The sequence below is a fragment of the Pseudomonas sp. ANT_J12 genome (genome assembly GCF_008370045.1).
Taxonomy (GTDB): domain Bacteria; phylum Pseudomonadota; class Gammaproteobacteria; order Pseudomonadales; family Pseudomonadaceae; genus Aquipseudomonas.
Map to the genome: position 1 here is coordinate 35211 of NZ_VOBN01000021.1, position 24173 is coordinate 59383.

General features: G+C 62.3%; 17 protein-coding genes. 13 read left to right on the forward strand and 4 right to left on the reverse strand.

From position 1 onward, the window contains the following. The first annotated feature begins 181 nt into the window (after window positions 1–181). The 9 genes from glgX to FQ192_RS28250 all read left to right on the forward strand — a co-directional run bounded on the left by glgX (window position 182) and on the right by FQ192_RS28250 (window position 11703). The gene (glgX, locus tag FQ192_RS28210) at window positions 182–2341 is read left to right on the forward strand and encodes a glycogen debranching protein GlgX (RefSeq protein WP_149661461.1); all 2160 of its coding nucleotides are present in this window, start codon (window positions 182–184) and stop codon (window positions 2339–2341) included. A gap of 1 nt (window position 2342) precedes the next feature. Continuing rightward, window positions 2343–3332, forward strand: a complete 990-nt coding sequence (locus tag FQ192_RS28215) for an acyl-CoA dehydrogenase family protein (protein ID WP_149661462.1) — start codon at window positions 2343–2345, stop codon at window positions 3330–3332. After that, window positions 3329–4087 (forward strand): PIG-L deacetylase family protein, encoded by a 759-nt coding sequence (locus tag FQ192_RS28220; protein WP_149661463.1) that lies wholly within the window; start codon window positions 3329–3331, stop codon window positions 4085–4087. Before FQ192_RS28215 ends, FQ192_RS28220 begins: the two co-directional genes overlap by 4 nt. Next, complete coding sequence (locus FQ192_RS28225; RefSeq protein ID WP_149661464.1) at window positions 4084–4683, forward strand: SAM-dependent methyltransferase; 600 nt, start codon at window positions 4084–4086, stop codon at window positions 4681–4683. The genes FQ192_RS28220 and FQ192_RS28225 overlap by 4 nt, the downstream gene beginning before the upstream one ends. Next, window positions 4680–5339 carry a glycosyltransferase family 2 protein gene (locus FQ192_RS28230; RefSeq protein WP_149661465.1) on the forward strand — a complete coding sequence of 220 codons (660 nt, stop codon included), beginning with the start codon at window positions 4680–4682 and terminating at the stop codon, window positions 5337–5339. The genes FQ192_RS28225 and FQ192_RS28230 overlap by 4 nt, the downstream gene beginning before the upstream one ends. Window positions 5340–5518: 179 nt before the next feature. Next, window positions 5519–6277 carry a PIG-L deacetylase family protein gene (locus FQ192_RS28235; protein WP_149661466.1) on the forward strand — a complete coding sequence of 253 codons (759 nt, stop codon included), beginning with the start codon at window positions 5519–5521 and terminating at the stop codon, window positions 6275–6277. 232 nt (window positions 6278–6509) lie between these two features. Beyond that, window positions 6510–7337 (forward strand): endonuclease/exonuclease/phosphatase family protein, encoded by an 828-nt coding sequence (locus FQ192_RS28240; protein ID WP_372242367.1) that lies wholly within the window; start codon window positions 6510–6512, stop codon window positions 7335–7337. Window positions 7338–7604: 267 nt separating this feature from the next. Further along, on the forward strand, window positions 7605–10313 hold the full coding sequence (locus FQ192_RS28245) for an autotransporter outer membrane beta-barrel domain-containing protein (RefSeq protein ID WP_149661468.1): 2709 nt from the start codon (window positions 7605–7607) through the stop codon (window positions 10311–10313). A 322-nt stretch (window positions 10314–10635) separates the two neighbouring features. Further along, entirely contained in the window at window positions 10636–11703 is a 1068-nt protein-coding gene (locus FQ192_RS28250; protein WP_149661469.1) for an autotransporter outer membrane beta-barrel domain-containing protein, read from the forward strand. 161 nt (window positions 11704–11864) lie between these two features. Here the strand turns inward: FQ192_RS28250 and glgB are convergent, their stop codons facing one another. The 3 genes from glgB to FQ192_RS28265 all read right to left on the reverse strand — a co-directional run bounded on the left by glgB (window position 11865) and on the right by FQ192_RS28265 (window position 19587). Beyond that, entirely contained in the window at window positions 11865–14096 is a 2232-nt protein-coding gene (gene glgB / locus FQ192_RS28255) for a 1,4-alpha-glucan branching protein GlgB (RefSeq protein WP_149661470.1), read from the reverse strand. Between the two features lie 2 nt (window positions 14097–14098). Next, window positions 14099–17440 (reverse strand): maltose alpha-D-glucosyltransferase, encoded by a 3342-nt coding sequence (treS, locus tag FQ192_RS28260; protein ID WP_149661471.1) that lies wholly within the window; start codon window positions 17438–17440, stop codon window positions 14099–14101. Window positions 17441–17592: 152 nt separating this feature from the next. Further along, complete coding sequence (locus tag FQ192_RS28265) at window positions 17593–19587, reverse strand: alpha-1,4-glucan--maltose-1-phosphate maltosyltransferase (RefSeq protein ID WP_149661472.1); 1995 nt, start codon at window positions 19585–19587, stop codon at window positions 17593–17595. 218 nt (window positions 19588–19805) lie between these two features. On the opposite strand from FQ192_RS28265, the gene FQ192_RS34110 reads away from it, so the two are divergent. Then, on the forward strand, window positions 19806–19973 hold the full coding sequence (locus FQ192_RS34110) for a hypothetical protein (protein ID WP_178129263.1): 168 nt from the start codon (window positions 19806–19808) through the stop codon (window positions 19971–19973). Window positions 19974–20114: 141 nt separating this feature from the next. Here the strand turns inward: FQ192_RS34110 and FQ192_RS28275 are convergent, their stop codons facing one another. Next, entirely contained in the window at window positions 20115–20621 is a 507-nt protein-coding gene (locus FQ192_RS28275) for an MgtC/SapB family protein (protein WP_149661473.1), read from the reverse strand. Between the two features lie 121 nt (window positions 20622–20742). Here FQ192_RS28275 and FQ192_RS28280 point away from each other — a divergent pair, with 121 nt between their 5' ends. From FQ192_RS28280 to mapR, 3 genes are all read left to right on the forward strand, one after another. Beyond that, window positions 20743–20976, forward strand: coding sequence for a DUF3203 family protein (locus FQ192_RS28280; protein ID WP_149661474.1), 234 nt, complete (start codon window positions 20743–20745; stop codon window positions 20974–20976). Between the two features lie 195 nt (window positions 20977–21171). Then, complete coding sequence (gene ccoG, locus FQ192_RS28285; RefSeq protein WP_149661475.1) at window positions 21172–22584, forward strand: cytochrome c oxidase accessory protein CcoG; 1413 nt, start codon at window positions 21172–21174, stop codon at window positions 22582–22584. A gap of 178 nt (window positions 22585–22762) precedes the next feature. Beyond that, the gene (gene mapR, locus FQ192_RS28290; protein WP_133839068.1) at window positions 22763–24172 is read left to right on the forward strand and encodes a GntR family transcriptional regulator MpaR; all 1410 of its coding nucleotides are present in this window, start codon (window positions 22763–22765) and stop codon (window positions 24170–24172) included. Window position 24173: the final 1 nt, after the last annotated feature.

The following is a 24173-nucleotide window of genomic DNA, read 5'->3' on the forward strand; positions in this document are numbered from 1 at the left end:
ACTGTGGGCGCGTTCGCCCGCAAAAAAACCGGAACGCCACCGTTCCCCGTAGGCGCTGCCGAAGGCTGCGATCTTTTGACTTTGAAAAGCAAGATCAAAGATCGCAGCCTTCGGCAGCGCCTACGTATCAAGACCGACGGGCATTACACCGTTTATGTCACCCCTATTTGCAGGAGCATCTATGACCAATCCAAAGAAAGCCGCGCCAGAACCTCATGCCGAGGCCTCGCGAATCCGTGAAGGTTTGCCCTTCCCGCTGGGCGCGACCTGGGATGGCCTGGGGGTCAACTTTGCGCTGTTTTCCGCCAACGCCACCAAGGTCGAGCTGTGCATCTTCGACGATGCCGGCGAAGTCGAACTGGAGCGCATCGAGCTGCCGGAATACACCGACGAGATCTACCACGGCTACCTGCCTGACGCCCATCCGGGGCTGATCTACGGCTACCGTGTCTACGGTCCGTACGACCCGGCCAACGGCCATCGTTTCAACCACAACAAATTGCTGATCGACCCCTACGCCAAGCAATTGGTCGGTGAGCTGAAATGGTCGGAAGCGCTGTTCGGCTACACCATCGGCCATAAAGACGCCGACCTCAGCTTCGACGAACGCGACAGCGCGCCGTTCGTGCCCAAGTGCAAAGTCATCGACCCGGCCCACACCTGGGGCCACGACCATCGGGTCAGCATTCCGTGGGACAAAACGATCATTTATGAGACTCACGTGCGCGGCATCAGCATGCGTCACCCTTCCGTCCCCGAGAACGTGCGTGGCACCTTCGCAGGGTTGATGGTCGATGACGTGCTCGAACACATCCGCAAGCTCGGCGTGTCGACCGTGGAATTGCTGCCGATCCACGCCTTCGTCAACGACCAGCATCTCTTGCACAAAGGCATGACCAATTACTGGGGCTACAACAGCATCGCCTTCTTCGCCCCGGACCCGCGCTACCTGGCCAGCGGCAAGATCGCCGAGTTCAAGGAGATGGTCGCGCACCTGCACGAAGCCAATCTGGAAGTGATCCTCGACGTGGTCTACAACCACACCGCCGAGGGCAACGAACAAGGCCCGACCCTGTCGATGCGCGGCATCGACAACGCCTCGTACTACCGCTTGATGCCCGACGACAAGCGCTTCTACATCAACGATTCCGGGACCGGCAACACCCTGGATCTGAGTCACCCGTGCGTGCTGCAAATGGTCACCGACTCGTTGCGCTACTGGGCCACGGAAATGCACGTGGACGGTTTCCGCTTCGACCTGGCGACCATTCTCGGGCGTTATCACGACGGTTTCGACGAGCGCCACAGCTTCCTCGTCGCCTGCCGCCAGGACCCGGTGCTGCGCCAGGTGAAAATGATCGCCGAGCCCTGGGACTGCGGCCCCGGTGGTTATCAGGTCGGTGGCTTCCCACCGGGCTGGGTCGAGTGGAACGACAAATTCCGCGACACCGTGCGTGCGTTCTGGAAAGGCGATGACGGGCAACTGGCGGACTTCGCCAGCCGCATGACCGCGTCCGGCGAAATGTTCAACCAGCGCGGACGTCGGCCATACGCCTCGGTGAACTTCATCACCGCCCACGACGGTTTCACCCTCAACGACCTGGTGTCGTACAACGACAAGCACAACGAGGCCAACGACGAAAACAATCAGGACGGCAGCAACAACAATCTGTCGTGGAACCACGGCGTCGAAGGCCCGACCGACGATCCCGAGATCAACGAACTGCGCCAGCGCCAGATGCGCAACTTCTTTGCCACGCTGCTGCTGTCCCAAGGCACGCCGATGCTGGTGGCCGGCGACGAATTCGCCCGCACCCAGGACGGCAACAACAACGCTTATTGCCAGGACAGCGACATCGGCTGGGTCAATTGGGACCTGAGCGATGACGGCAAGGCCCTGCTCAAGTTCGTCAAACGCCTGATCAAGCTGCGTCTGACCTATCCGATCCTGCGCCGTGGTCGTTTCCTGGTGGGTAATTACAACGAGGACATCGGCGTCAAGGACGTGACCTGGCTGGCCCCGGACGGCAGCGAGATGAGCACCGAACAATGGCAGGAAGCTCACGGTCGTTGCCTGGGCATGCTGCTCGATGGTCGCGCTCAGGAAACCGGGATCCGCCGCAAGGGTGGCGACGCGACGCTACTGTTGGTGGTCAACGCCCACCACGACATCGTCAACTTCACCTTGCCCGAAGTGCCGGACGGCGGTCACTGGACCTGCATGATCGATACGAATCAACCGTCGATTCGCGGTCAGGAACGCTTCGATTTCGGTCATGAATATTCGGTCACCGGCCGTTCGCTGCTGCTGTTTGAATTGCAGCATGAGGAAGATGAGTGAAATGGACCTTCAAGGCTTTCTTCAACAGCAAGCGCCGGACTACGCCGATACCCAGGCGCTAGGCCGGTGCCTGCGGGCGATCGTCGAGGCGGGTCTTGATCAGTTGCCCTTGCCCGGCGATGGCCAGACCCTGGCGCGTTTCCAGCGTCTGGCCGAGGTCGGTGGGCATGACCTGGGGTTGTGTAAGTTATACGAAGGCCATACCGACGCGCTGGCGATCATCCAGCAACTCGGGGGGTCGCCGACCCCGGCCAGCACTTGGGGCATGTGGGCGGCCGAACCGCCCCAGGCCAAGGTTCGGCTCAGCCCTTCGGGGCATATGGTTTTACTGACCGGGCGCAAGGCCTGGTGTTCGGGCGCGGCGGTGCTCAGCCATGCCTTGCTCACGGCGTGGGATAACCAGGACCGCCAGCAATTGGTCGCGGTGGCGCTGGATCAACCCGGCGTCAACGTCACGACGCAGGGCTGGCAAGCGGTGGGCATGGGCGCCACCGGCAGCGTGGAGGTGGTGTTTGAAGGGGCCGAGGCGCAAGCCATCGGCAACCCCGGCGACTACTTGCAGCGGCCGGGGTTCTGGCAAGGCGGGATCGGCATTGCCGCGTGCTGGTACGGCGCGGCCCAGAGTATCGCCGAGCGTTTGCGCCGGCACTGCGCACAACGCCCGGAACCCCATGCTTTGGCACACCTCGGCGCGGTCGACAGTGCCTTGCACGCAGCGGCGCAAGTGTTGCGGGTCAGTGCTTTGACCATCGATGCCAATCCCCTGGATAACGCCGAAGTGCTCGCTCGACGCGCCCGTGCGGTGGTCGAGCACAGCGTCGAGCAGGTCCTTCGGCACGTCGGCCATGCCCTCGGCGCCGGGCCTTTTTGCAAGGATCGGCAGTTCGCCCAATTGATGGCGGATCTGCCGGTGTTCCTGCGCCAGAGCCACGCCGAACGGGATCTCGCCGCCCTCGGCGAACAGGTCGTCAGCGGAGGTTGGGCGCTATGAAAGCCAACCCCATCGTCGGCCAAGGCACGCCCCTGCACCTGTGGCAAAGCTCGCGACACCTGGCGCAAGTGCCGGTGATCGACATCCTCGACCTGGTGCCCGAAGGTTCCCGCGCCGTGATCATCGCCCCGCACCCGGACGACGAAGTGCTCGGTTGCGGCGGCTTCCTGCAACTGCTCGCCGACGCGGGCCGGGCCTTGCAACTGATATCGGTCACCGACGGCAGCGCCAGTCATCCCGGCTCGCGGCGTTGGCCCGTGGAGCGCCTGAGCGCCGTGCGGCCGCAGGAATCCGCCGAAGCCTTGCGCCGACTCGGCCTGCCGGTGCACAACCTGGAATGGTTGCGTGGCGGGTTTGCCGACAGTCAGGTCGCGGCGCGGGAAGTCGAGCTGATTGCGTTCATCGAACGGCATTTGCAGCCCGACGACGTGGTCTTCACCACTTGGCGCGAGGACGGCCATTGCGACCACGAAGCCGTGGGCCGCGCCAGTGCCGAGGCGGTCAGACGGGTGCGCGCGACGCTGCACGAACTGCCGGTCTGGACCTGGCATTGGGCAACCCCGGAAGACCGTGTCGTGCCGTGGCACCGGGCGCGCAAGATTCTGCTCGACCCGCCACTGATCGCGCGCAAGCGTCACGCGGTCCAGGCCTTCGCCAGCCAGTTGGAAGGCGACCCGCACATCGGCCTGGCGCCGGTGCTGCCGCCCTACGTGCTGGACCGCTTACTGCAACCGTTCGAAGTGGTGTTTGTATGAGTGTCGAGGATCGCTATTTCGACGGACTGTTTTCCGGCAACGATGACCCTTGGGCGTTTCGCCAGCGCTGGTACGAACAACGCAAACGCGCGATCACCCTCGCTGCCCTGCCCCGGCCCCATTACCGCGCGATCTTCGAGCCCGGCTGTGCCAACGGCGAACTCAGCGCCGAACTGGCCAGCCGCTGCGACCGCCTGCTGTGTTGCGACACCGCGGCCGCCGCCGTCGCCCTGGCCCGCACACGCCTGAGCCTGTTTGACCACGCCGAAGTGCGCCAAAGCCGTTTGCCCGCCGAGTGGCCCGAGGAGAAATTCGATCTGATCGTGATCAGCGAGATCGGCTATTACCTGGACGCCGACGACCTGAAACGCCTGATCGCCAAAGCCGAACAGTCGCTGACGGCGGACGGCCAATTGCTTGCCTGCCACTGGCGCCCGCCCATCGACGGCTGCCCGCTGAATGCCCGTCAGGTGCATGACTTGCTCCACGAACAGTTGCATCTGCCGCGCCTGGTCCTGCACCAGGAAGCGGATTTCCTGTTGGAACTCTGGAGCCGAGAACCCCGCTCCGTGGCGGCTCTGGAGGGCTTGCGATGATTGGAATCCTGATCCCGGCACACAACGAAGAAGACCTGCTCGAACCCTGTATCCGCGCTGCGCTGCGGGCCGGCTGCCATGAACGACTGGAGGGCGAACCGGTGATGGTGCTGGTGGTGCTCGACAGTTGCACCGACCGCTCCGCCTGGATCGTCGAGCAATACCCGGTGCACAGCCTGGCGATCGAGGCGCGCAATGTGGGTCAGGCCCGCGCCGCCGGCGCACGCTATCTGCTGGAACAGGGTGCGCGCTGGATTTCCTGTTCCGACGCCGACAGCCTGGTCGCCAAGGACTGGCTGGTGGCGCAACTGGCCCTGGGCGCCGATGCGGTATGCGGCACGGTCACCGTGGATCAGTGGACCGCTGATTTCGATGAGTCGGCGCAGATTCGCTATCACCAGCATTACCAGGCCCGGGACGGTCACCGGCACATCCACGGCGCTAACCTGGGCATCAGCGCCGAGGCGTATCAGCGCGCCGGCGGGTTTGAAGCCTTGGCCTGCGATGAAGATGTGCAACTGGTGCGCCAGTTGGAACTCAGCGGGGCGAACATCGCCTGGAGCCATCAACCGCAAGTGCTGACCAGCGCCCGGCTGGACAGCCGTGCACGGGGTGGTTTCGGGGATTTTTTGCGAAACATGGTACAGATTGAATAAAAAAACCGGATCAGATGTAACCGCGAGGCGACGAACAGGGTTGTATGAGCAATACTCTGCTGGCCGCAATCCAGGGTTCGGAGCACGGCACATTGCTATCAACCAGCCTTCACGGGTCTGCCAGGCTTGACGATCAAGCGTTGCACGACTGAGGGCGAGACAGAACAAGGATGTAGCCCATGAAATCGGTTTACCTCAGCGAAAGCAGCCTGCCTTCCCAGATCTGGAACAACGCCCAGCAACTGGACAACATCCCGGTCATCAATACTCAAACCCTGGTCCCCGAAGGCGCACGCGCCGTGGTGATCGCGCCCCATCCGGGCGATGAAGTGGTCATGTGCGGCGGCTTGCTGCAACTGCTGTCCTCCCTCGGCCATCCCCTGCAACTGATCTCGATCACCGACGGCAGCGCCAGCCATCCGGGCTCGCAGCAATGGTCGGAAAAACGCTTGAGCGTGTTCCGCCCCCAGGAAAGTGTCGAGGCCTTGCGCCGCCTCGGCTTGCCGATGCACAGCCTGAAATGGATTCGTGGCGGCTTTACCGATAACGCCCTGGCCGAGCACGAGCAACCGTTGAGTCACTACATTGCGCGCTACCTGCGCCCCGGCGATGTGTTGTTCAGCACCTGGCGTGAAGACGGCACCGATGACCATGACGCCGTTGGCCGGGCCGCCGCCAGGGCTGCGGCGATCGTCGGCGTGGCGTTCTACGAAATGCCGGTCTGGGCCTGGCACTTGCCGACGCGCGACCAGGGGCAGATCCCCTGGCACCGCGCCCGCAAGTTGCGCCTCGACACCTGGACCATCGCCCGCAAAAGCCACGCCACCCATGCCTACGCCAGCCAGCTCGACGGCGAACCGGCCATCGGTATCGCGCCGCTGCTGCCCAAGGCACTGCTCGAGCGGATTCGCCTGCCGTACGAAATCGTGTTCGTCTAAACGCGCCCCGTAGGAGCAAAGCTTGCTCGCGATGGCGATCTCACGGACGCCTTCGCGGGCAAGCCTTGCTCCTACACAAAATCCGTCTGCCATACGAAATGTGTTCGTCTGAACGTGCCCCGTAGGAGCAAAGCTTGCTCGCGACAGCGATCTCACGGACGCTATCGCGGGCAAGCCTTGCTCCTACACAAAATCCCGCTGAACTGCCCGCGCCTCCATCAGTCGCATACTTATGCAGCCTGGATTCAGAGGAGCCAACGTGACCAGCGATTCAGAACACCGCACGCGCACATCGGCGCCCTTGAACACCCCCACCGCCATCCATCGACTGCGCGTGCTGACGGTCAATACCCACAAAGGCTTCACCGCGCTCAACCGCCGTTTCATCCTCCCGGAATTGCGCGAAGCGGTGCGCAGTACCTCGGCGGACCTGGTGTTCCTGCAGGAGGTGATTGGCGAACACGAGCGTCACTCTTCCCGTTACCACGAGTGGCCGCAGATGTCGCAATACGAGTTCCTTGCCGACAGCATGTGGAGTGATTTCGCCTATGGGCGCAACGCGGTCTACCCCGACGGCCATCACGGCAACGCGCTGCTGTCGAAGTACCCGATTCGCGAATTCCGCAACCTCGACGTCTCGATCACCGGCCCCGAACGCCGAGGCTTATTGCACTGTGTATTGGATGTGCCGGGCCACGCCGAAGTCCATGCGATCTGCGTGCACCTGAGCCTGCTCGAAAGCCATCGCCAGTTGCAGCTGCAGTTGCTCTGCCAACTGCTGGAGTCCCTGCCCGACGATGCGCCGGTGATCATCGCCGGCGACTTCAACGACTGGCAGCTGCAAGGCAATGCCGCCCTGGCCCGGCGCGATTACCTGCACGAAGCCTTCGAGCGCCATTATGGTCGCCCCGCCAAGACCTACCCGGCGCGCTTCCCGCTGTTGCGCCTGGACCGCATCTACCTGCGCAATGCCAGCAGCCACCACCCGACCATTCTCGGCAACCGGCCCTGGACCCACCTGTCGGACCATTTGCCGTTGGCGGTGGAAGTGCATCTGTGAGTGATGCAAGTCGGTTGAGTACCCTGTGGCGAGGGAGCTTGCTCCCGCGCCACAACAAGCCCTCGCCACGATGTCAGGGTTGACAGAACCATTCGTCAGTAGCGCTCCCCTTGGTCAAAGAATGCGACTACACCTTAAAAAAGCTTAAGGACTAGCACATTCAATTCGTTAGGGCCCGTGCCTCACGCAGTTCATGAATTAGGGTTGTTTTACAGTCCGGCGAACCACCAAGGATGACATCCCCCGAAACACGAGAAGGGATTCGCCATGAGTCGCTATGCCTGGCTGCTGCGGACAATGCCGCAGGTCTTCGTTGTTCCTGCTTCACTCCTGATTTTCGTCAGTCCCCTCGCCTCTGGCGCCTGCTCACTGATCGCCGGCCCCGGCAACGATGCCTTCACCTGCGACAGCGGCACCAGCGGTGCCTTGACCGATCTGGCGGGCAACAACAGCCTGACCTTCCCCGCCAACGGCACGGGCCGCATCAATGGCAACGTAACCTTTGGCGCCGGCAGCGACACCTTCGACATGAACTCCGGCACCCTCGCCGGTGCGCTCGATCAGGGTGACGGCAACGACCGCGTGCGCATCAGCGCCGGGCAAATCACCGGCGCCGTGAGCCAAGGCAACGGCATCGATGACTTCGTCATGAGCGGCGGCACGATTCAGTCCCTGGCCCAGGGCGATGGGCGTGACACCTTCCTGATGACCGGCGGCACGATCACCGGCGCCTTCGAGGATGGCGACGTGGCGCGGATGACCGGCGGCACTATCGGTCGGGTCGACATGAAGCTCGACAACAATATTTTCGACCTGTCCGGCGGGCAGATCCTCGGCAACCTGGTGACCGGGTTCGGCACCGACACCATCATCGTTTCCGGTGGCTTCATCGGCGGCAATATCAGCGTCAGCGGCGGCAACGACAGCATCACCGTGACCGGCGGCGAGATCGTCGGTGAAATCCGCGCCAGTGTCGGCGATGACATTTTGAACTGGAGCGGTGGCGGCATTATCCGCTCAGCCATCCTCATGGCCGAAGGTAACGACCGCGCGACTCTGAGCAACCTCGATGAAAGCATCCTCGCCCTCACCCCCAGTATCGACGGCGGAACCGGTAACGACCTGCTGACCTTCGACCACACCGCCACCGCCAACCCCGCCCGCTACATCAACTGGGAAACGGTGAACCTGAGCAACGGCTCGCGATTCGACCTGGCCGGCAACTTCGTCCTGGGCGACAGCGCCAGCGGCACCGGGGCATTCAACATCGATTCCAGCAGCACCCTGACGTCGACTCAGGGCAGCATCACACCGTTTACCGCCGGCCAGTTCGCGACCCTGAACAACGCCGGGGTGATTGACCTGGCCAGCGGCAACACCAGCACCGACGACAGCCTGACCGTCCAGGGCAATTACGCCGGCAATAACGGCCAACTGCGGCTGCAAAGCGTGGTCGGCGACGACAGTTCCCCCAGCGACAAACTGGTGGTGAACAACGGCACCTTGACCGGCAGCACCGTGATCAGCGTCAGCAACCTGGGCGGCGTCGGCGGTTTGACCCAGCAGAACGGCATCCAGTTAGTCCAGGCCCAGGGCACGGCCGTCAGCGATAACAGCGCGTTTGTGCTCAATGGCACGGTGTCGGCGGGCGCCTATGATTACCGTCTGTTCAAGGGCGGCGTCACCGCAGGCACTGAGAACAGTTGGTACCTGCGCTCAGCGGTGGTCGCGCCAGCGGCGGCCTTTAGCATTCCCAATCCCGATCCAGACTTGCCGCCGATTATCGTGCCGGCGGTGGCGACGCCCGTGGCGGCGGCCACGCCGACGATCTTCAGCATTCCCAACCCTGATCCAACCTTGCCGCCGATCCTCGTGGCGGCCGCCGCGACACCCACGGTCATCAGCATTCCCAACGCCGACCCGACCCTGCCACCGACCCTCGTCACCGTGCCCGCCGCACCGGCCGGCAGTTCGCCGCTACCCGTGTTGCCCGCCGCCGTCCCCGGGGCGGCGCCGATTCCCTTGTACCGCCCGGAAGTCCCGACCTGGTCGGTGCTGCCACCGGCCGCCGCGCAATTGACCCTCAGCGCCCTCGGCACCTTCCACGATCGCCAGGGCGAGCAGCGCCTGCTCACCGAGACCGGCGCCTTCAGCGCGGGTTGGGCGCGGGTCTATGGCCGGAATTTCGACCAGACCTGGGCCGGCACCGTGACGCCACGGCTCAACGGTTCGCTGAACGGTTTTCAAGTGGGCAACGATTTGTACAGCGTGCAAACCGACGGCGGGCAAACCCGGCGCACCGGGTTCTTCGTCGGTCACACCCGTTTACAGGGCGATGTCGACGGTTTCAACGAAGGCTTTGAAGGCAAGCGTGCCGGCAGCGTGGAACTGGAAGGCGACAGCTACGGCCTGTACTGGACGCTGACCGATCCCAAGGGCTGGTACGTCGATACGGTGGTGATGGGCACGCGCTTCGACGGCGATAACCGTTCCGAGCGCGGCCTCAAGCTCGACAACCGGGGGCACGCCCTGACGCTGTCGGCAGAGGCCGGCTACCCGATCAGCCTGGCCGGCAACTGGGTGGTGGAACCCCAGGCGCAAGTGATTCACCAGAAAATCTCCCTGGACAGTCAGGACGACGGCATTTCCCGGGTGTCCTTCGATTCCGACGGCGCCTGGACCGGTCGCCTCGGTGCGCGCCTCAAGGGTCGTTATGAAGTCAGTGGTCGGCCGCTGGAGCCGTATCTGCGGGCCAATCTGTGGCACACGTTTTCGGGGACCGACACGGTGACGTTCGATCACGTCGACCGGATCGAGAGCGAACAGAAATCCTCCAGCGCCGACCTCGGGATCGGCGTGGTCCTGAGCCTGGATTCCTCCGTCAGTGTGTACGCCAGTGCCGATTACACCCGCAATATTGACAGTAATCCGTTGCGCGGCGTGGTGGGCAATGTCGGCGTCAGGTTGAGTTGGTAGGTGTTTAGCCAACTATCAAAAGCCGCTGGCTTGAGGGTTTCCTGATGATCTTTTGCACAAACAATCACTTATAGACACGCGATAAAACAGACACTTGCAATCGCTAAAATAGCCCTACCATTTATCGGCCATTTTCTTGACGCAAGGTCACAGGTCTTCTTAGCTACACGGTACTACCCCCGGAAATACATCCGGGGCAAACCTTCAGACACCCGCAAAAACGGGCGGCCATAGGCTTGCCTCAATCCATTCGGTCGCCCCTCATTCGGGGTAGGAGAGACGCCCAAGCGAGAAACGGCATGCGTGTGCAAGGTAGGCCTCCATGAAAACCTCATTCACCCCACAAGAGATCAGAATCACTGTTTGCACCGTCTCGAGCACACTGTTGCTGTGTTCATCCATGGATGTACAAGCCGGTCCCGCCGAAGACGACGCCACCCCTTGGTATCGTCAGGAGGTGCCGACATTGACCTTGCCCAATGTCGCCGCCACCTACCCGGGACGCTACACCTTCAACCCGGACTTGCGAAGTTCACACCTGACCATCGAAAACGCCGCACCCACTGCCTGGGATCAGCTCTATGGCCAAGCGTCACGCCAAGCCCAAACCGACGCGCTGTCCGGGAGTTTTGCGAGCCCCGGTGTCGACGAATTCAAAGGCCCGGCCATCCTGACCCTGCAAAGCAGCAGCGGTCATGTGCAACGGGTCGGGCTGATCGGGGGCACCAGCCAGTACCAGGGCAATAGCGATGGCTTGTTGACCGGCCGCGCGATGGCCGACCCCGGCAATGACACCCTCAACCTGCAAGGCCAGAGCCTCGGCGCCTACTGGAGCCTGACCGGGCCTCAAGGCTGGCACGTCGACCTGACCGCCAGCGGTGGCCGGGTCAATGGTTACAGCCGCGATGCCCAAGGCATGCGGCAAACCGCCGAGGGCAGCGCGATGACGGTGTCGGTGGAAGGTGGCTTCCCCATCGGCCTGGGCGAGAACTGGGTGGTGGAACCCCAGGCGCAATTGATCAACCAGCGCATTACCCTGGACACGCTCTATGCGGGGGCCAATAACGCGTCTTCCAGCGATCTGACGTCATGGAGCGGCCGGGTCGGTGCGCGGTTGAAAGGCAGTTACGACATCAATGGCCTGCCAGTCGAACCCTATGTGCGGACCAACTTGTGGCACACGGTGTACACCGGCACGACCGTGACCCTGGATCAGGTGGACAAGATCAGCAGCAGTCGCAATTCATCGACGGTGGATGTGGGATTGGGGTTGGTGGCCAGGGTCACGCCCGCCGTCAGCCTGTACGTCAGCGCCGATTACAGCAGTGACGTGGACGACAATGATTTGAATGGGTTGATTGGCAGTCTGGGGGTTCGGATGCGGTGGTGAGGTGATCGTTCCCACGCTCTGCGTGGGAATGCATCCCGGGACGCTCCGCGTCCCAATGGAACGCGGAGCGTCCCTTGAGGCATTCCCACGCAGAGCGTGGGAACGATCAATTCCGTAGGAGCGAGGCTTGCCCGCGAAGGGAGCGACGCGGTGTTAGAGGATCAACCCTCCGGCCGCAAAATCAACACTGCCAGCGGCGGCAGATTCAACACCAGCGACAACGCCTGGCCGTGGCTCGGCTCTTCCTCGGTAAACGCCCCGCCGCCATTGCCATAGTTGGAACCGGCATAGGTGTCGGCGTCGCTGTTGATCAGCTCGGCCCAGCGTCCGGCAAACGGCACGCCGATGCGATAGGCCGGACGCGGCACCGGCGTGAAGTTGGCCACCACCAGCGCGGGCCGACCGTCCTTGCTCCAGCGCATAAAGGCATAAACGCTGTTGACCGCATCATCGCCGATCAACCACTGGAAGCCTTGCGGCGCATCGTCCTGATCGTGCAGCGCCGGTTCTTCGCGGTACAACCGGTTGAGGTCACCGACCAGTTTCTGCACGCCTTTGTGCTCGGAGTACTGCAACAGGTACCAGTCCAGTTGCTGATCGTGATTCCACTCGCGCCACTGGCCAAACTCGCAGCCCATGAACAACAGTTTCTTGCCCGGATGCGCCCACATGAAACTCAGGTAGGCGCGCAGATTCGCGAATTTCTGCCAGCGGTCGCCGGGCATCTTGTCAATCAGCGAATGCTTGCCGTGCACCACTTCATCGTGGGAAATCGGCAGGATAAAACGCTCGGACCACGCATACACCAAGCCGAAACTCAGCTCGTTGTGGTGATGGGCGCGGTACACCGGATCCTGCTGGATGTAATGCAGCGAATCGTGCATCCAGCCCATGTTCCACTTGTAGTCGAAACCGAGGCCACCCTGCTGGGTGTTCTGGCTGACGCCGGGCCACGCGGTGGATTCTTCGGCGATCACCAAGGCACCGGGCGCTTCGAGGTCGACCACGTCATTGAGGTGCCGCAGGAAATCGATGGCTTCCAGGTTTTCGCGACCGCCATGGCGGTTCGGCACCCATTCGCCGGCCTTGCGCGAGTAGTCGCGATAGAGCATCGAGGCCACGGCATCGACCCGCAGGCCATCGACGTGGAAGTGTTTGAGCCAGTGCAGCGCCGAGGCGAGCATGTAGCCGTGCACTTCGGTGCGCCCCAGGTTGTAGATCAACGTGTCCCAATCCTGGTGAAAGCCTTCCATCGGGTTGGCGTATTCATACAACGCCGTGCCGTCGAACTGCGCCAAACCATGGGTATCGGTAGGGAAATGCGCCGGCACCCAATCGAGGATCACGCCAATATCGGCCTGGTGGCAGGCGTTGACGAACGCCGCGAAATCGTCCGGCGAACCGTAACGCGCACTCGGGGCGAATTGCGAGAGCAATTGATAACCCCAGGAGCCACCGAACGGATGCTCCATGATCGGCATCAGTTCGATGTGGGTGAACCCCAGCTCCTTCACATACGGAATCAGCCGATCAGCCAATTCGTGCCAGGTGTACTGGCGCGCGACTTCGCCCAGGTCATCCAGCTCGCATTGCCACGAACCGGCGTGCAATTCATAGATCGACAGCGGTGCGCTGGGTTTCTGCTTGTCAGCGCGCGACTGCATCCACTCATGGTCCTGCCAGTCGATGCTCAGGGGCGCCGCGACTCTCGAGGCGGTGTCCGGCGGCATCTGTGTAGCCAGGGCCATCGGGTCGGCCTTGAGCGGCAAAATGCCCTGGGCACCGAGGATTTCGTATTTGTAGGCCTCCCCCGCTTGCAGGCGCGGGATGAACAACTCCCAGACCCCGGTCGGATGACGCAAGCGCATCGGATGCCGACGGCCGTCCCAGACGTTGAAGTCGCCGACCACTGACACGCGTTTGGCGTTCGGCGCCCACACGGAGAAACGCACGCCATCGACGCCATCGACATTCTTCAACTGCGCGCCAAGGCACGCACTGAGGTCGCGGTGATTGCCCTCGGCGAACAGGTACAAGTCCATTTCACCGAGCAACGGCCCGAAGCTGTAAGGATCTTCCGCCACCTGCTCGCCACCGGCCCAGCGGGTGCGCAGCAGGTACGGCTGCGCGCGGTCGAAATGGCCGACGAACAGCCCCGGCGTCTGGGTGGCTTCAAGGTTGCCCAGCTCTTCGCCGGAATCCTTGGCCAACACCTGCACGCTCAGAGCGTCCGGCAGATAGGCGCGGATGAATTGCCCGCCCTGGTCGTCGCCGTGGGGGCCGAGGATGGAAAACGGGTCGTGGTGTTCGGCGCGTACCAGCGCATCAATGTCTCGCGCCCTGGGTAGCAGCGCTTCTTTATGGTGCCCCTGTTCCTTGTTCGAGAAACTCATGACTACTCTCCACCAAGATCGGAAAAGGGTTTGAGCCCACTCAATAACCCATACAAACCGTGCAACGGCACCGGCAGCCAGGTGGGGCGGTTTTCCGCCTCATAAGCCACTTCATAGGCCGCCTTCTCCAGGCCGAACAACGCCAGTGCGGCGTCCTCGCCTTCAGGATCTTGCCACGCATGACCAAGACTAGCTGCCGCCAGCCGATAAGCGTCGATAAATGCCTGTTGCGCTTCAACTAAATAGCGGTCGGCCACCCGTTGCCGGGCCGCTTGAGCATCGGCGGTGTTGTCGACGTTATGCACGTTGATCGCCATCGCCGCGGCATAGTCGAAGGAGCGCAGCACGCCGCTGACATCTTTGTACGGACTGTGCTTGCCGCGACGCTCACTGAGCGGCCGCGCCGGTTCGCCTTCGAAGTCGATCAGGTAGGCATCGCCCTTGATCACCAGCACCTGACCCAAGTGCAAGTCGCCGTGGACACGAATCCGCAAGCCACCCGCGGCTTTTTTGCCCAGTTCCTGGACATGGCCGAGGATGGTTTTTTTGTTGTCCAGCAAACGAGTGACCAGCGCTTTGTCTGCCGGGTTCAATTCGCTTTGATGCTGCTTTAGCAACTTCAGCGCGTGTTCCAGTTGCGCCGCCACGTCCTTGGCCGAGGCCAGGGCTTCCTTCTGCGTAGTGACCTGCGGGGCGAAGTCCGGGTTGTCGCTCGGGGTCGCCAGCACCACGTGCATTTCCCCCAGGCGCTGGCCGAGCATGCCGGCAAAATCCTTCAACTCACCGAGGGCGTTGTAGTGCTGCTCCTGCTCGGACACGGCGTCAGCGAGTTCATCGCGCAGCGCCCGTTCGAGGTTGTTCTGGGTCCATTCCCAGGCATCGCCCTGATTGCTCAAGTAGCCCTGGGCAATCATCAACAGCGTGTCTTCACCCTGGGCATCGCGGCGAATCACCGAACCCAGCAGCGGTGAAATATTGGCGAACCCGGCCTGGGTCAGGTAAGCACTCATTTCCAGTTCCGGGTGCACGCCCGAGGCGATTTTGCGGATCAGTTTGAGCACCAGGCTGTTGCCGATCACCACCGAACTGTTGGACTGCTCGGCCGACAGGTAGCGCACTTCCGACTCGGCGCTCAGGCCGCGCTTGGCCAGTTCCTGGGTCGGTTCGAACCGAATCTCGCCTTCGCTGGAATGCAACACGGTACTGGCCTGCATGCCCTCAAGCACCGCGCGGACGTAGGTTTCCAGGCTGAACGCATCAGTGATCAAACCGACCTGACGCACACGGCGAACCCGCGACAGGGCCAGTTGTTGCGGCAGCGCCGCGCCAACCTGATCCTCGGAGATAAAGCCGAACGGCAGTTGATAACGACTGGTCTGGCCGCCGCTGGTGACGTCGATTTCACTCAACAGCACCGGGTGCAGCGGATCGCCGAAGCGTACGCCGTACGCGATGCTGACCTTGTCGATGGCCGCGTCCTTGCCGGCAAACCAGCGCCGGTTCTGCAACCAGTTCGGCAGGATGTCTTGCTCCAGGGTGCCGCGGGACGGCGCTTCGAGCAGTTCTTCCATGCGTTTTTTCAGCACCAGGGTGGTGAAGTCCGGCAGGCTTTGCGCCGGTTCCACGTGCCAGCTCGGCATCTGGTTTTCCGCCGCCAGGACGAACCAATAGAAGCCGTACGGCGCCAGGGTCAGCAGGAAATTCAACTGGCCGATGGGCGGGAAGGCGTTACCGCCGAGCATCTCCACCGGGACCATGCCGGCGTAGGCCGACAGGTCGAGTTCCGCCGCTTGCGCACTGCGCGACACGTTGGCCACGCAGAGGATGATTTCGTGCTTGCCGTCGGCGCCGGTGAATTCACGGGTATACGCCAGAATCCGGCGGTTGCTCGGCGAGAGCATTTTCAGCGTGCCACGGCCGAACGCCTTGGACTGCTTGCGCACGGCGAGCATGCGTCGGGTCCAGTTCAGCAGCGAATGCGGGTCGCCGGCCTGGGTTTCGACGTTGACCGACAGGTAGCCGTATTGCGGGTCCATGATCGGCGGCAGCACCAGGCTGGCCGGGTCGGCGCGGGAGAAGCCGCCGTTACGGTCGATGGACCATTGCATCGGCGTACGCACGCCGTCGCGGTCGCCGAGGTAGATGTTGTCGCCCATGCCGATTTCATCGCCGTAATACAAGGTCGGCGTGCCGGGCATCGACAGCAGCAGGCTGTTGAGCAGTTCGATGCGGCGACGGTCGCGCTCCATCAGCGGCGCGAGACGGCGGCGAATCCCCAGGTTGATCCGCGCCCGACGGTCGGCCGCGTAGTAATTCCACAGGTAATCGCGCTCCTTGTCGGTGACCATTTCCAGGGTCAGCTCATCGTGGTTGCGCAGGAAAATCGCCCACTGGCAGTTGGCCGGAATTTCCGGGGTCTGGCGCAGGATGTCGGTGATCGGGAAGCGGTCTTCCTGAGCCAGCGCCATGTACATGCGCGGCATCAGCGGGAAGTGGAACGCCATGTGGCATTCGTCGCCGTTCAGGCCGATGGAATCCGCGTCACCGAAGTACAGCTGCGTGTCTTCGGGCCATTGATTGGCCTCGGCCAGCAGCATGCGGTCGGGGTAGTTGGCATCGATTTCGGCACGGATCTGCTTCAAGACGTCGTGGGTCTCGGGCAGGTTCTCGTTGTTGGTGCCGTCGCGTTCGATCAGGTACGGGATCGCGTCAAGGCGCAGGCCGTCGATGCCCATGTCCAGCCAGTAGCGCATCACCGAGAGCACGGCTTTCATGACTTGCGGGTTGTCGAAGTTCAGGTCCGGCTGGTGGGAATAGAAACGGTGCCAGAAGTACTGACCGGCGACCGGGTCCCAGGTCCAGTTGGACTTCTCGGTGTCGAGGAAAATGATGCGGGTGCCGGCGTACTTTTGGTCGTCATCCGACCAGACGTAGAAGTCCCGGGCGGCCGAGCCTTTTTTGGCTTTGCGCGCGCGCTGGAACCAGGCGTGCTGGTCGGAGGTGTGGTTGATGACCAGCTCGGTGATCACCCGCAAACCACGTTTGTGCGCCTCGGCGATAAAGCGCTTGGCGTCGGCCATGGTGCCGTAGTCGGAATGCACGCCACGGTATTCGGCGATGTCGTAGCCGTCATCGCGGCGCGGCGATGGATAGAACGGCAACAGCCAGATGGTGTTGACGCCCAGGTCGGCAATGTAATCGAGTTTGGCGATCAGCCCAGGAAAGTCGCCGATCCCGTCATTGTTGGAGTCGAAAAAGGATTTAACGTGAACCTGGTAAATCACCGCATCCTTGTACCAGAGTGGATCCTTGATAAAAGTTGTGGCCTTGGGTTTCTTCGCCATTTGAAACTCCTGTGAAAAACAGAAAACGCCTCGACCCAGATCGTTCCCACGCTCTGCGTGGGAATGCCTCAACGGACGCTCCGCGTTCGGCTCTGGAGGGGACGCGGAGCGTCCCGGGCTGCATTCCCACGCAGAGCGTGGGAACGATCGTGCTAAACGGTAATTCGCCAAATCCCGAACGGCTGATGCGCCGGGTCGATCCGCATGAACTGGTACTTGCCGTGCCAGGTCCAGCGGTGGCCGTTCATCAAGTCTTCGCCTTGGGTGCTGGCATCGTCGGGCAGGCCCATTTCCCAGAGCGGCAATTCGAAATTCGCTTCCTGCACGTTGTGCGGGTCGAGGCTGACCGCCACCAGGATGAAGTTGCTGCCGTCGGCGCTGCGTTTGCCGAAGTACAGAATGTTGTCGTTCCAGGCGTTGTAGATCTTCAGCCCCAGGTGCGTCTGCAACGCCGGGTTCTGCCGGCGGATGCGGTTGAGCTGGGCGATCTCGGCAATGATGTTGCCCGGCGCATTGAAGTCTCGCGGGCGGATCTCGTACTTCTCGGAATTGAGGTATTCCTCCTTGCCCGGAATCGGCGCCGCCTCGCACAGCTCGAACCCCGAATACATGCCCCACAGGCCCGAGCCCATGGTCGCCAGCGCCGCGCGGATCAGAAAGCCGGGGCGTCCGGATTCGTGCAGGAACGCCGGGTTGATGTCCGGGGTGTTGACGAAGAAGTTGGGGCGAAAGCATTCACTCCACGGCGACTCGTTCAGCTCACTGAAATAAGTCGACAGTTCGTACTTGGTGTTGCGCCAGGTGAAATAGGTGTAGCTCTGGGAGTAACCGACCTTGCCCAGCCGCGCCATCATCGCCGGGGTGGTAAAGGCTTCGGCGAGGAAAATCACTTCGGGGTGCAGCGCCCGCACATCGGCAATCAGCCATTGCCAGAACGGCAGCGGCTTGGTGTGCGGGTTGTCGACGCGAAAGATCTTCACGCCCTCCTCGACCCAACCGACCACGATGTCGCGCAATTCGACCCAGAGGCTGGGAATCGCGTCGGCGGCGTAGAAGTCGACGTTGACGATGTCCTGATATTTCTTCGGCGGGTTCTCGGCGTATTTGATCGTGCCGTCGGGCCGCCAGTTGAACCAGCCCGGATGCTGTTGCAGCCACGGGTGGTCCTGGGAGCACTGGATGGCGAAGTCGAGGGCGATTTCCAGCCCATGCTCCGCCGCTGCGACCACCAGCCGGCGAAAATCTTCACGGGTGCCCAACTCGGAATGAATCGCCTCGTGCCCGCCCTCGGCACTGCCGATGGCGTACGGGCTGCCCGGATCGTCGGGGCCGGCGGTCAGGGAATTGTTTGGGCCTTTGCGGTAGCTGCGGCCGATCGGGTGGATCGGCGGGAAGTACAGCACGTCGAAGCCCATGTCCTGGATCATCGGCAGCCGCGAGTGCACGTCGTTAAAGGTGCCGTGGCGGGTGGGATCGTCGGTGATCGAGCGCGGAAACAGCTCGTACCAGCTGGCGAACTGGGCGATTTCCCGTTCGACGTCCAGCGGGTACTCCTGGCTCAGGCTCAGGTAGGCGCGATGGTCGGCCTCGGCCATGAGGTCGGCGCTACGCTGGTGCAGGAACAGCGCGACCTGCTCGGTTTCGAGCAACCCGGACAGCTCATGGTGCAGCCCCGCCAGTTGCTCGCTCAACTCACCGTCACTGCGCTCGCCGGCCTGTTGCACCATCGTGCGGCCTTCCTGCAGCTCCAGGCTCACCGGCACGCGGGCGGTGTGTTTCTTTTCCAGTTCATAACAGAAGCTGGCGAACTGATCGATCCAGGCTTCGATGCAGAACACATGACGGCCCTGGCGCTCGACCCGGAACCGGCCCTGCCAGCCGTTGTTGCCCAGTTCAGCCATGGTTTCGCTGTGCCAGGACTCCTCACCCTCGCCGCGCCAGCGGATGCGCACGGCCAGTTTGTCGTGGCCATCGGCAAACACCTTGCTGGTCACCAACACGTCCTGGCCGACCACGGCCTTGACGGCAAACTGCCCGCCATCGAGGGTCGGCATGACGTTTTCAATCGCAATGCGCGGCAGCAATAACGCCTGCGACAGCGGCATGTGCGGGTTGTAACTGAGTTCTGTCGGTTTTTCAGCGATCATCGAGCATCTCTCCTTTACGCCCCAAGGACGCTCTTGTGCCAGATGTTCATCCACATGGGCCGGTCCGTCCCGGAATGAACTCACTTAGGTTCCGAGCGACGGGCGCCGGTAAAAGTTCACGGGGATTTGCCTGAGTATTGGTGGGAATCAAAACCTTCACGCGGTGGTCAACTCACTTAAGCACGACTCACGCCATGTGCAACCAGGAGGCATCAACGATGAGCATTCCGATCCCGGCAGAAACACCTGATCCCAACATCGACAACCCGACGATCCCGCCAACCGAACCGGAGCCGGTGCCCGAACAAGAGCCACCAGGCACCACCCCGCCACCCCGCGAAGACCCGCCGCAGACCATGCCGCCGGTGATCGTCAGCCCCGCGTAAGATCGTTCCCACGCTACTGCGCGACTGTGCGCGACTGATCTTTCCCACGCTCTGCGTGGGAATGCAGCCCGGGACGCTCTGCGTCCCAGTGGAACGCGGAGCGTCCCTTGAGGCATTCCCACGCAGAGCGTGGGAACGATCTTACGGTTCGCGGTTGTTGTTCTTGTCGAGCATCCGCACCACCATCGGCATCACGCTGAAAATCGCCAAGGCCAGCAACGTACTGAGCACCGCCGTCGCCTCGCGGCCCAACCCGGCGGAAACGCCAATGGCCGCAGTCATCCACAAGCCGGCAGCCGTGGTCAGGCCTTTCACGTGACCTTCATCGCCTTCGGTGTTCTTCAGGATGGTCCCGGCACCGAGGAAGCCGATCCCGGCGATCACCCCCTGCACCACCCGGCTCATGGCATCCGCCTGGGAGCCGGACATCTGCGGCACCAGTACAAACAGCGCAGCGCCCAGGGCCACCAACATATGCGTGCGCACCCCGGCAGCCTTGCCCTTGTGCTCGCGCTCGAAACCCAAAATACCGCCCAACACGGCCGCCATCAGCAAACGCACGGTAATGCGCGTCAGTTGTGAAGCGTCGCCAACGTCGGCGAACTCCGCTTGCAGCGTCACCCAAACTTCATGCCACCAGGCATCCATCGCGCAGTCCTTGTGAGAGTTGATAAAGGATGGACCGCGTCGACCATTAATCGGTTGCACAGAACGATGGCCGCCCCCGGCGACCTAAGGTTTTAGTCTCCGCCGAAAAAAGGACAGTCCCATGACCGTGCGCATCGAAAGCCAAACCTGCTTTTTCACCACCGAAAACGGCGAAGAAATTCGTCTGTGCCCCGACGTCACCATCATCACCGACTCGGAAAAAGCCATGTCGGCAGTGGAGATCAACGGCCAGCGTATCTACATCACCGAAGCAGAAGCCGACGCATTGACCGTAGCAGGTGCTGTCGACGGTCGTAAGCATCTGAAGGCCACCGACAGTGATTCGGTGATTTGACTGACCCGGATCAACAACGCCCGCAGGCGCCTGGGATAGGCGTTTGCGGCCTGCGTTCGCGGGTGCATCAAGTTGTCGCAGGCATTCGTTCAAATCCCATCTGATCCGCTTTTTATTGCAATACCTGAGTCTGTTATGCAAACAGATCGACGCTCATAGTGCACCGGCCTGATGGAGGCTGATGAGCGAACGACCATGAGCGAGAGAATCCCCGTCCGAACCGTAGAGACCTATGAACCTTCACGCCCAAAGATGAAGGTCAAATCCAGCGACAACCTGATCCACACCCGCAGCTTCACCGGCCTGTACCGTACCTTGCGCATGAGCGGTGCCGGTTTCCTGTTCCTCGCCTTCTTCGGCACGGTGTGGCTGAACTGGGGCGGCCGCCAGGCGGTGCTCTGGGATTTGTCCGAAAGCAAATTCCACATTTTTGGCGCGACCTTCTGGCCCCAGGATTTCATCCTGCTGTCGGCGTTGCTGATCATTGCCGCGTTCGGCCTGTTTGCGATCACCGTGTTTGCCGGGCGGGTCTGGTGCGGCTACACCTGCCCGCAAAGCTCCTGGACCTGGATTTTCATGTGGTGCGAGAAGATCACCGAAGGCGAGCGCAACCAGCGGATCAAGCTACAAGCCGCGCCCTGGGGCCTGAACAAGCTGCTACGGCGCTCGGCCAAACACACATTGTGGCTGGCCATCAGCCTGCTCACCGGCCTGACCTTTGTCGGTTACTTCACACCAATCCGCCCCTTGGCCGAAGAACTGCTGACCCTGCAAATGGCCGGGGTCAGTCTGTTCTGGGTGATCTTCTTCACCGGCGCCACCTACATCAACGCCGGTTGGCTGCGTGAAGCGGTGTGCATGCACATGTGCCCGTATGCGCGGTTCCAGAGCGTGATGTTCGACAAGGACACCCTGACCATTTCCTACGACGTGGCCCGTGGCGAAAACCGTGGCCCGCGCAAACGCGAGGTGAAACCGGCCGACGTCGGCCTCGGCGACTGCATCGACTGCCAGGTCTGCGTGCAGGTCTGCCCGACCGGCATCGACATCCGCGACGGCTTGCAAATGGAATGCATCGGCTGCGCGGCGTGCATCGACGCCTGCGATTCGATCATGGACAAAATGGGCTACGCTCGCGGGCTGATCAGCTACACCTCCGAACATGAATTGCAGGGTGGCAAGACCCATCTGCTGCGGCCACGGTTGATTGGCTACACGGCGGTGCTGCTGATCATGATCGGCGCGCTGGCCCTGGCGTTGGTGGAACGGCCAATGGTGTCGCTGGACGTCACCAAGGACCGGGGCATGTACCGTGAAAACAGCGAAGGCCTGATCGAGAACATCTACAGCCTCAAAGTCATCAACAAGACCCAGCAGCGCCAGGATTACCGTCTGAGCCTGGTGGATGGCGAGGGCTTCCAGCTGCAAGGCAAGACGGAGTTGAGCCTGGCGCCGGGTGAGATTGTCGATGTGCCGCTGTCGGTGGCCATGACCACGGAACGGCCGAGCAGCAGCTCGCAGACCATCAGCTTCAAGATTGTCGACAGCGACGAACCCGACATCTACAGCGTGGCGAAGAGCCGGTTTGTTGCGCCGATGAATCGTTGAGCCGTTAAGATGCCGGCCATTGTGGCGAGGGGGCTTGCCCCCGTTGGGTCGCGAAGCGGCCCCCTGCATTTCTTCAGAAATATCGCGCGGCTTGATTTACGACTGCTTCGCAGCCGAACGGGGGCAAGCCCCTCGCCACAAATGAGCACCACATAAATAACTTCAATCCAGGCACTCGATGAAACGCTACGAAAAATTCGCCGATGACATCGCTGAACTGATCCGCTCCGGGGTCCTTGGCCCCGGCCAGCGCGTGCCGTCGGTGCGCTACGCCAGCCAGACTTACGGGGTCAGCCCGTCCACGGTGTTCCAGGCGTATTACCTGCTGGAGCGTCGCGGCCTGATCCGGGCCCGGCCGCGCTCCGGTTACTTCGTCAACACCCACGCCCCGAGCCCGTTTTCGGAGCCGGTGATCAGCAGCCAGGTCAACGAGTCCACCGAAGTCGACGTCAGCGAACTGGTGTTCTCGGTCCTCGACTCGATCAAGGACCCGACCACCGTCCCGTTCGGCTCCGCCTTCCCCAGCCCGACCCTGTTCCCGCTGCAACGCCTGTCCCGCTCCCTGGCCAGCGCCGCCCGGGAGATGGACCCGCGCATGGTGGTCACCGACATGTCGCCGGGCAACCCGCAGCTGCGCCGGCAAATCGCCCTGCGTTACATGGTCGGCGGGCTGATGCTGCCCATGGAAGAACTGCTGATCACCAACGGTGCGCTGGAGGCCTTGAACCTGTGCCTGCAAGCCGTCACCGAACCCGGCGACCTGGTGGCCATCGAAGCCCCGGCGTTCTACGCCAGCCTGCAAGTGCTGGAACGCCTGAAGCTCAAAGCGGTGGAAATCCCGGTGCACCCGCGCGACGGCATTGACCTGGGCGTGCTCGCGCAAACCCTGGAGCGCCACCCGATCAAGGCCTGCTGGTGCATGACCAGTTTCCAAAACCCGATGGGCGCGACCATGCCCGAGGCGAAGAAGCAGGAATTGGTGGAATTGTTGCGCAGCCATCAAGTGCCGCTGATCGAGGACGACGTCTACGCCGAACTCTATTACGGCCAGCAAGCGCCGAAACCGGCCAAGGCCTTTGATACCGAAGGCCTGGTGATGCATTGCGGTTCGTTCGCCAAGAGCCTGGCCCCCGGCTACCGCATCGGCTGGGTCGCCGCCGGGCGTTACGCGCAAAAAATCGAACGGCTGAAACTCATGACCTCGCTCTGCGCCTCAATGCCGGCCCAGGCCGCCATCGCCGATTACCTGCAACACGGCGGCTACGACCGTCACCTGCGCAAACTGCGTTACGCTCTGGAAGAACAGCAAAGCGCCATGCTCGCCGCCATCGCCCGCTACTTCCCGGCGCAGACCCGCGTCAGCCAACCGGCCGGCGGCTACTTTTTGTGGCTGGAACTGCCACCGCAGATGGATTCGTTGAAGTTGTTCCAGATGGCGCTGGCCCAAGGGATCAGCATCGCGCCGGGGCCGATTTTTTCACCGACCCAGCGCTTCAGGAATTGCATTCGCTTGAACTACGGCAGCCCGTGGGATGAGGCGTCGGAGAAAGCGATGGAGACGTTGGGCAGGATTGTCCGGTCGTTCTGAC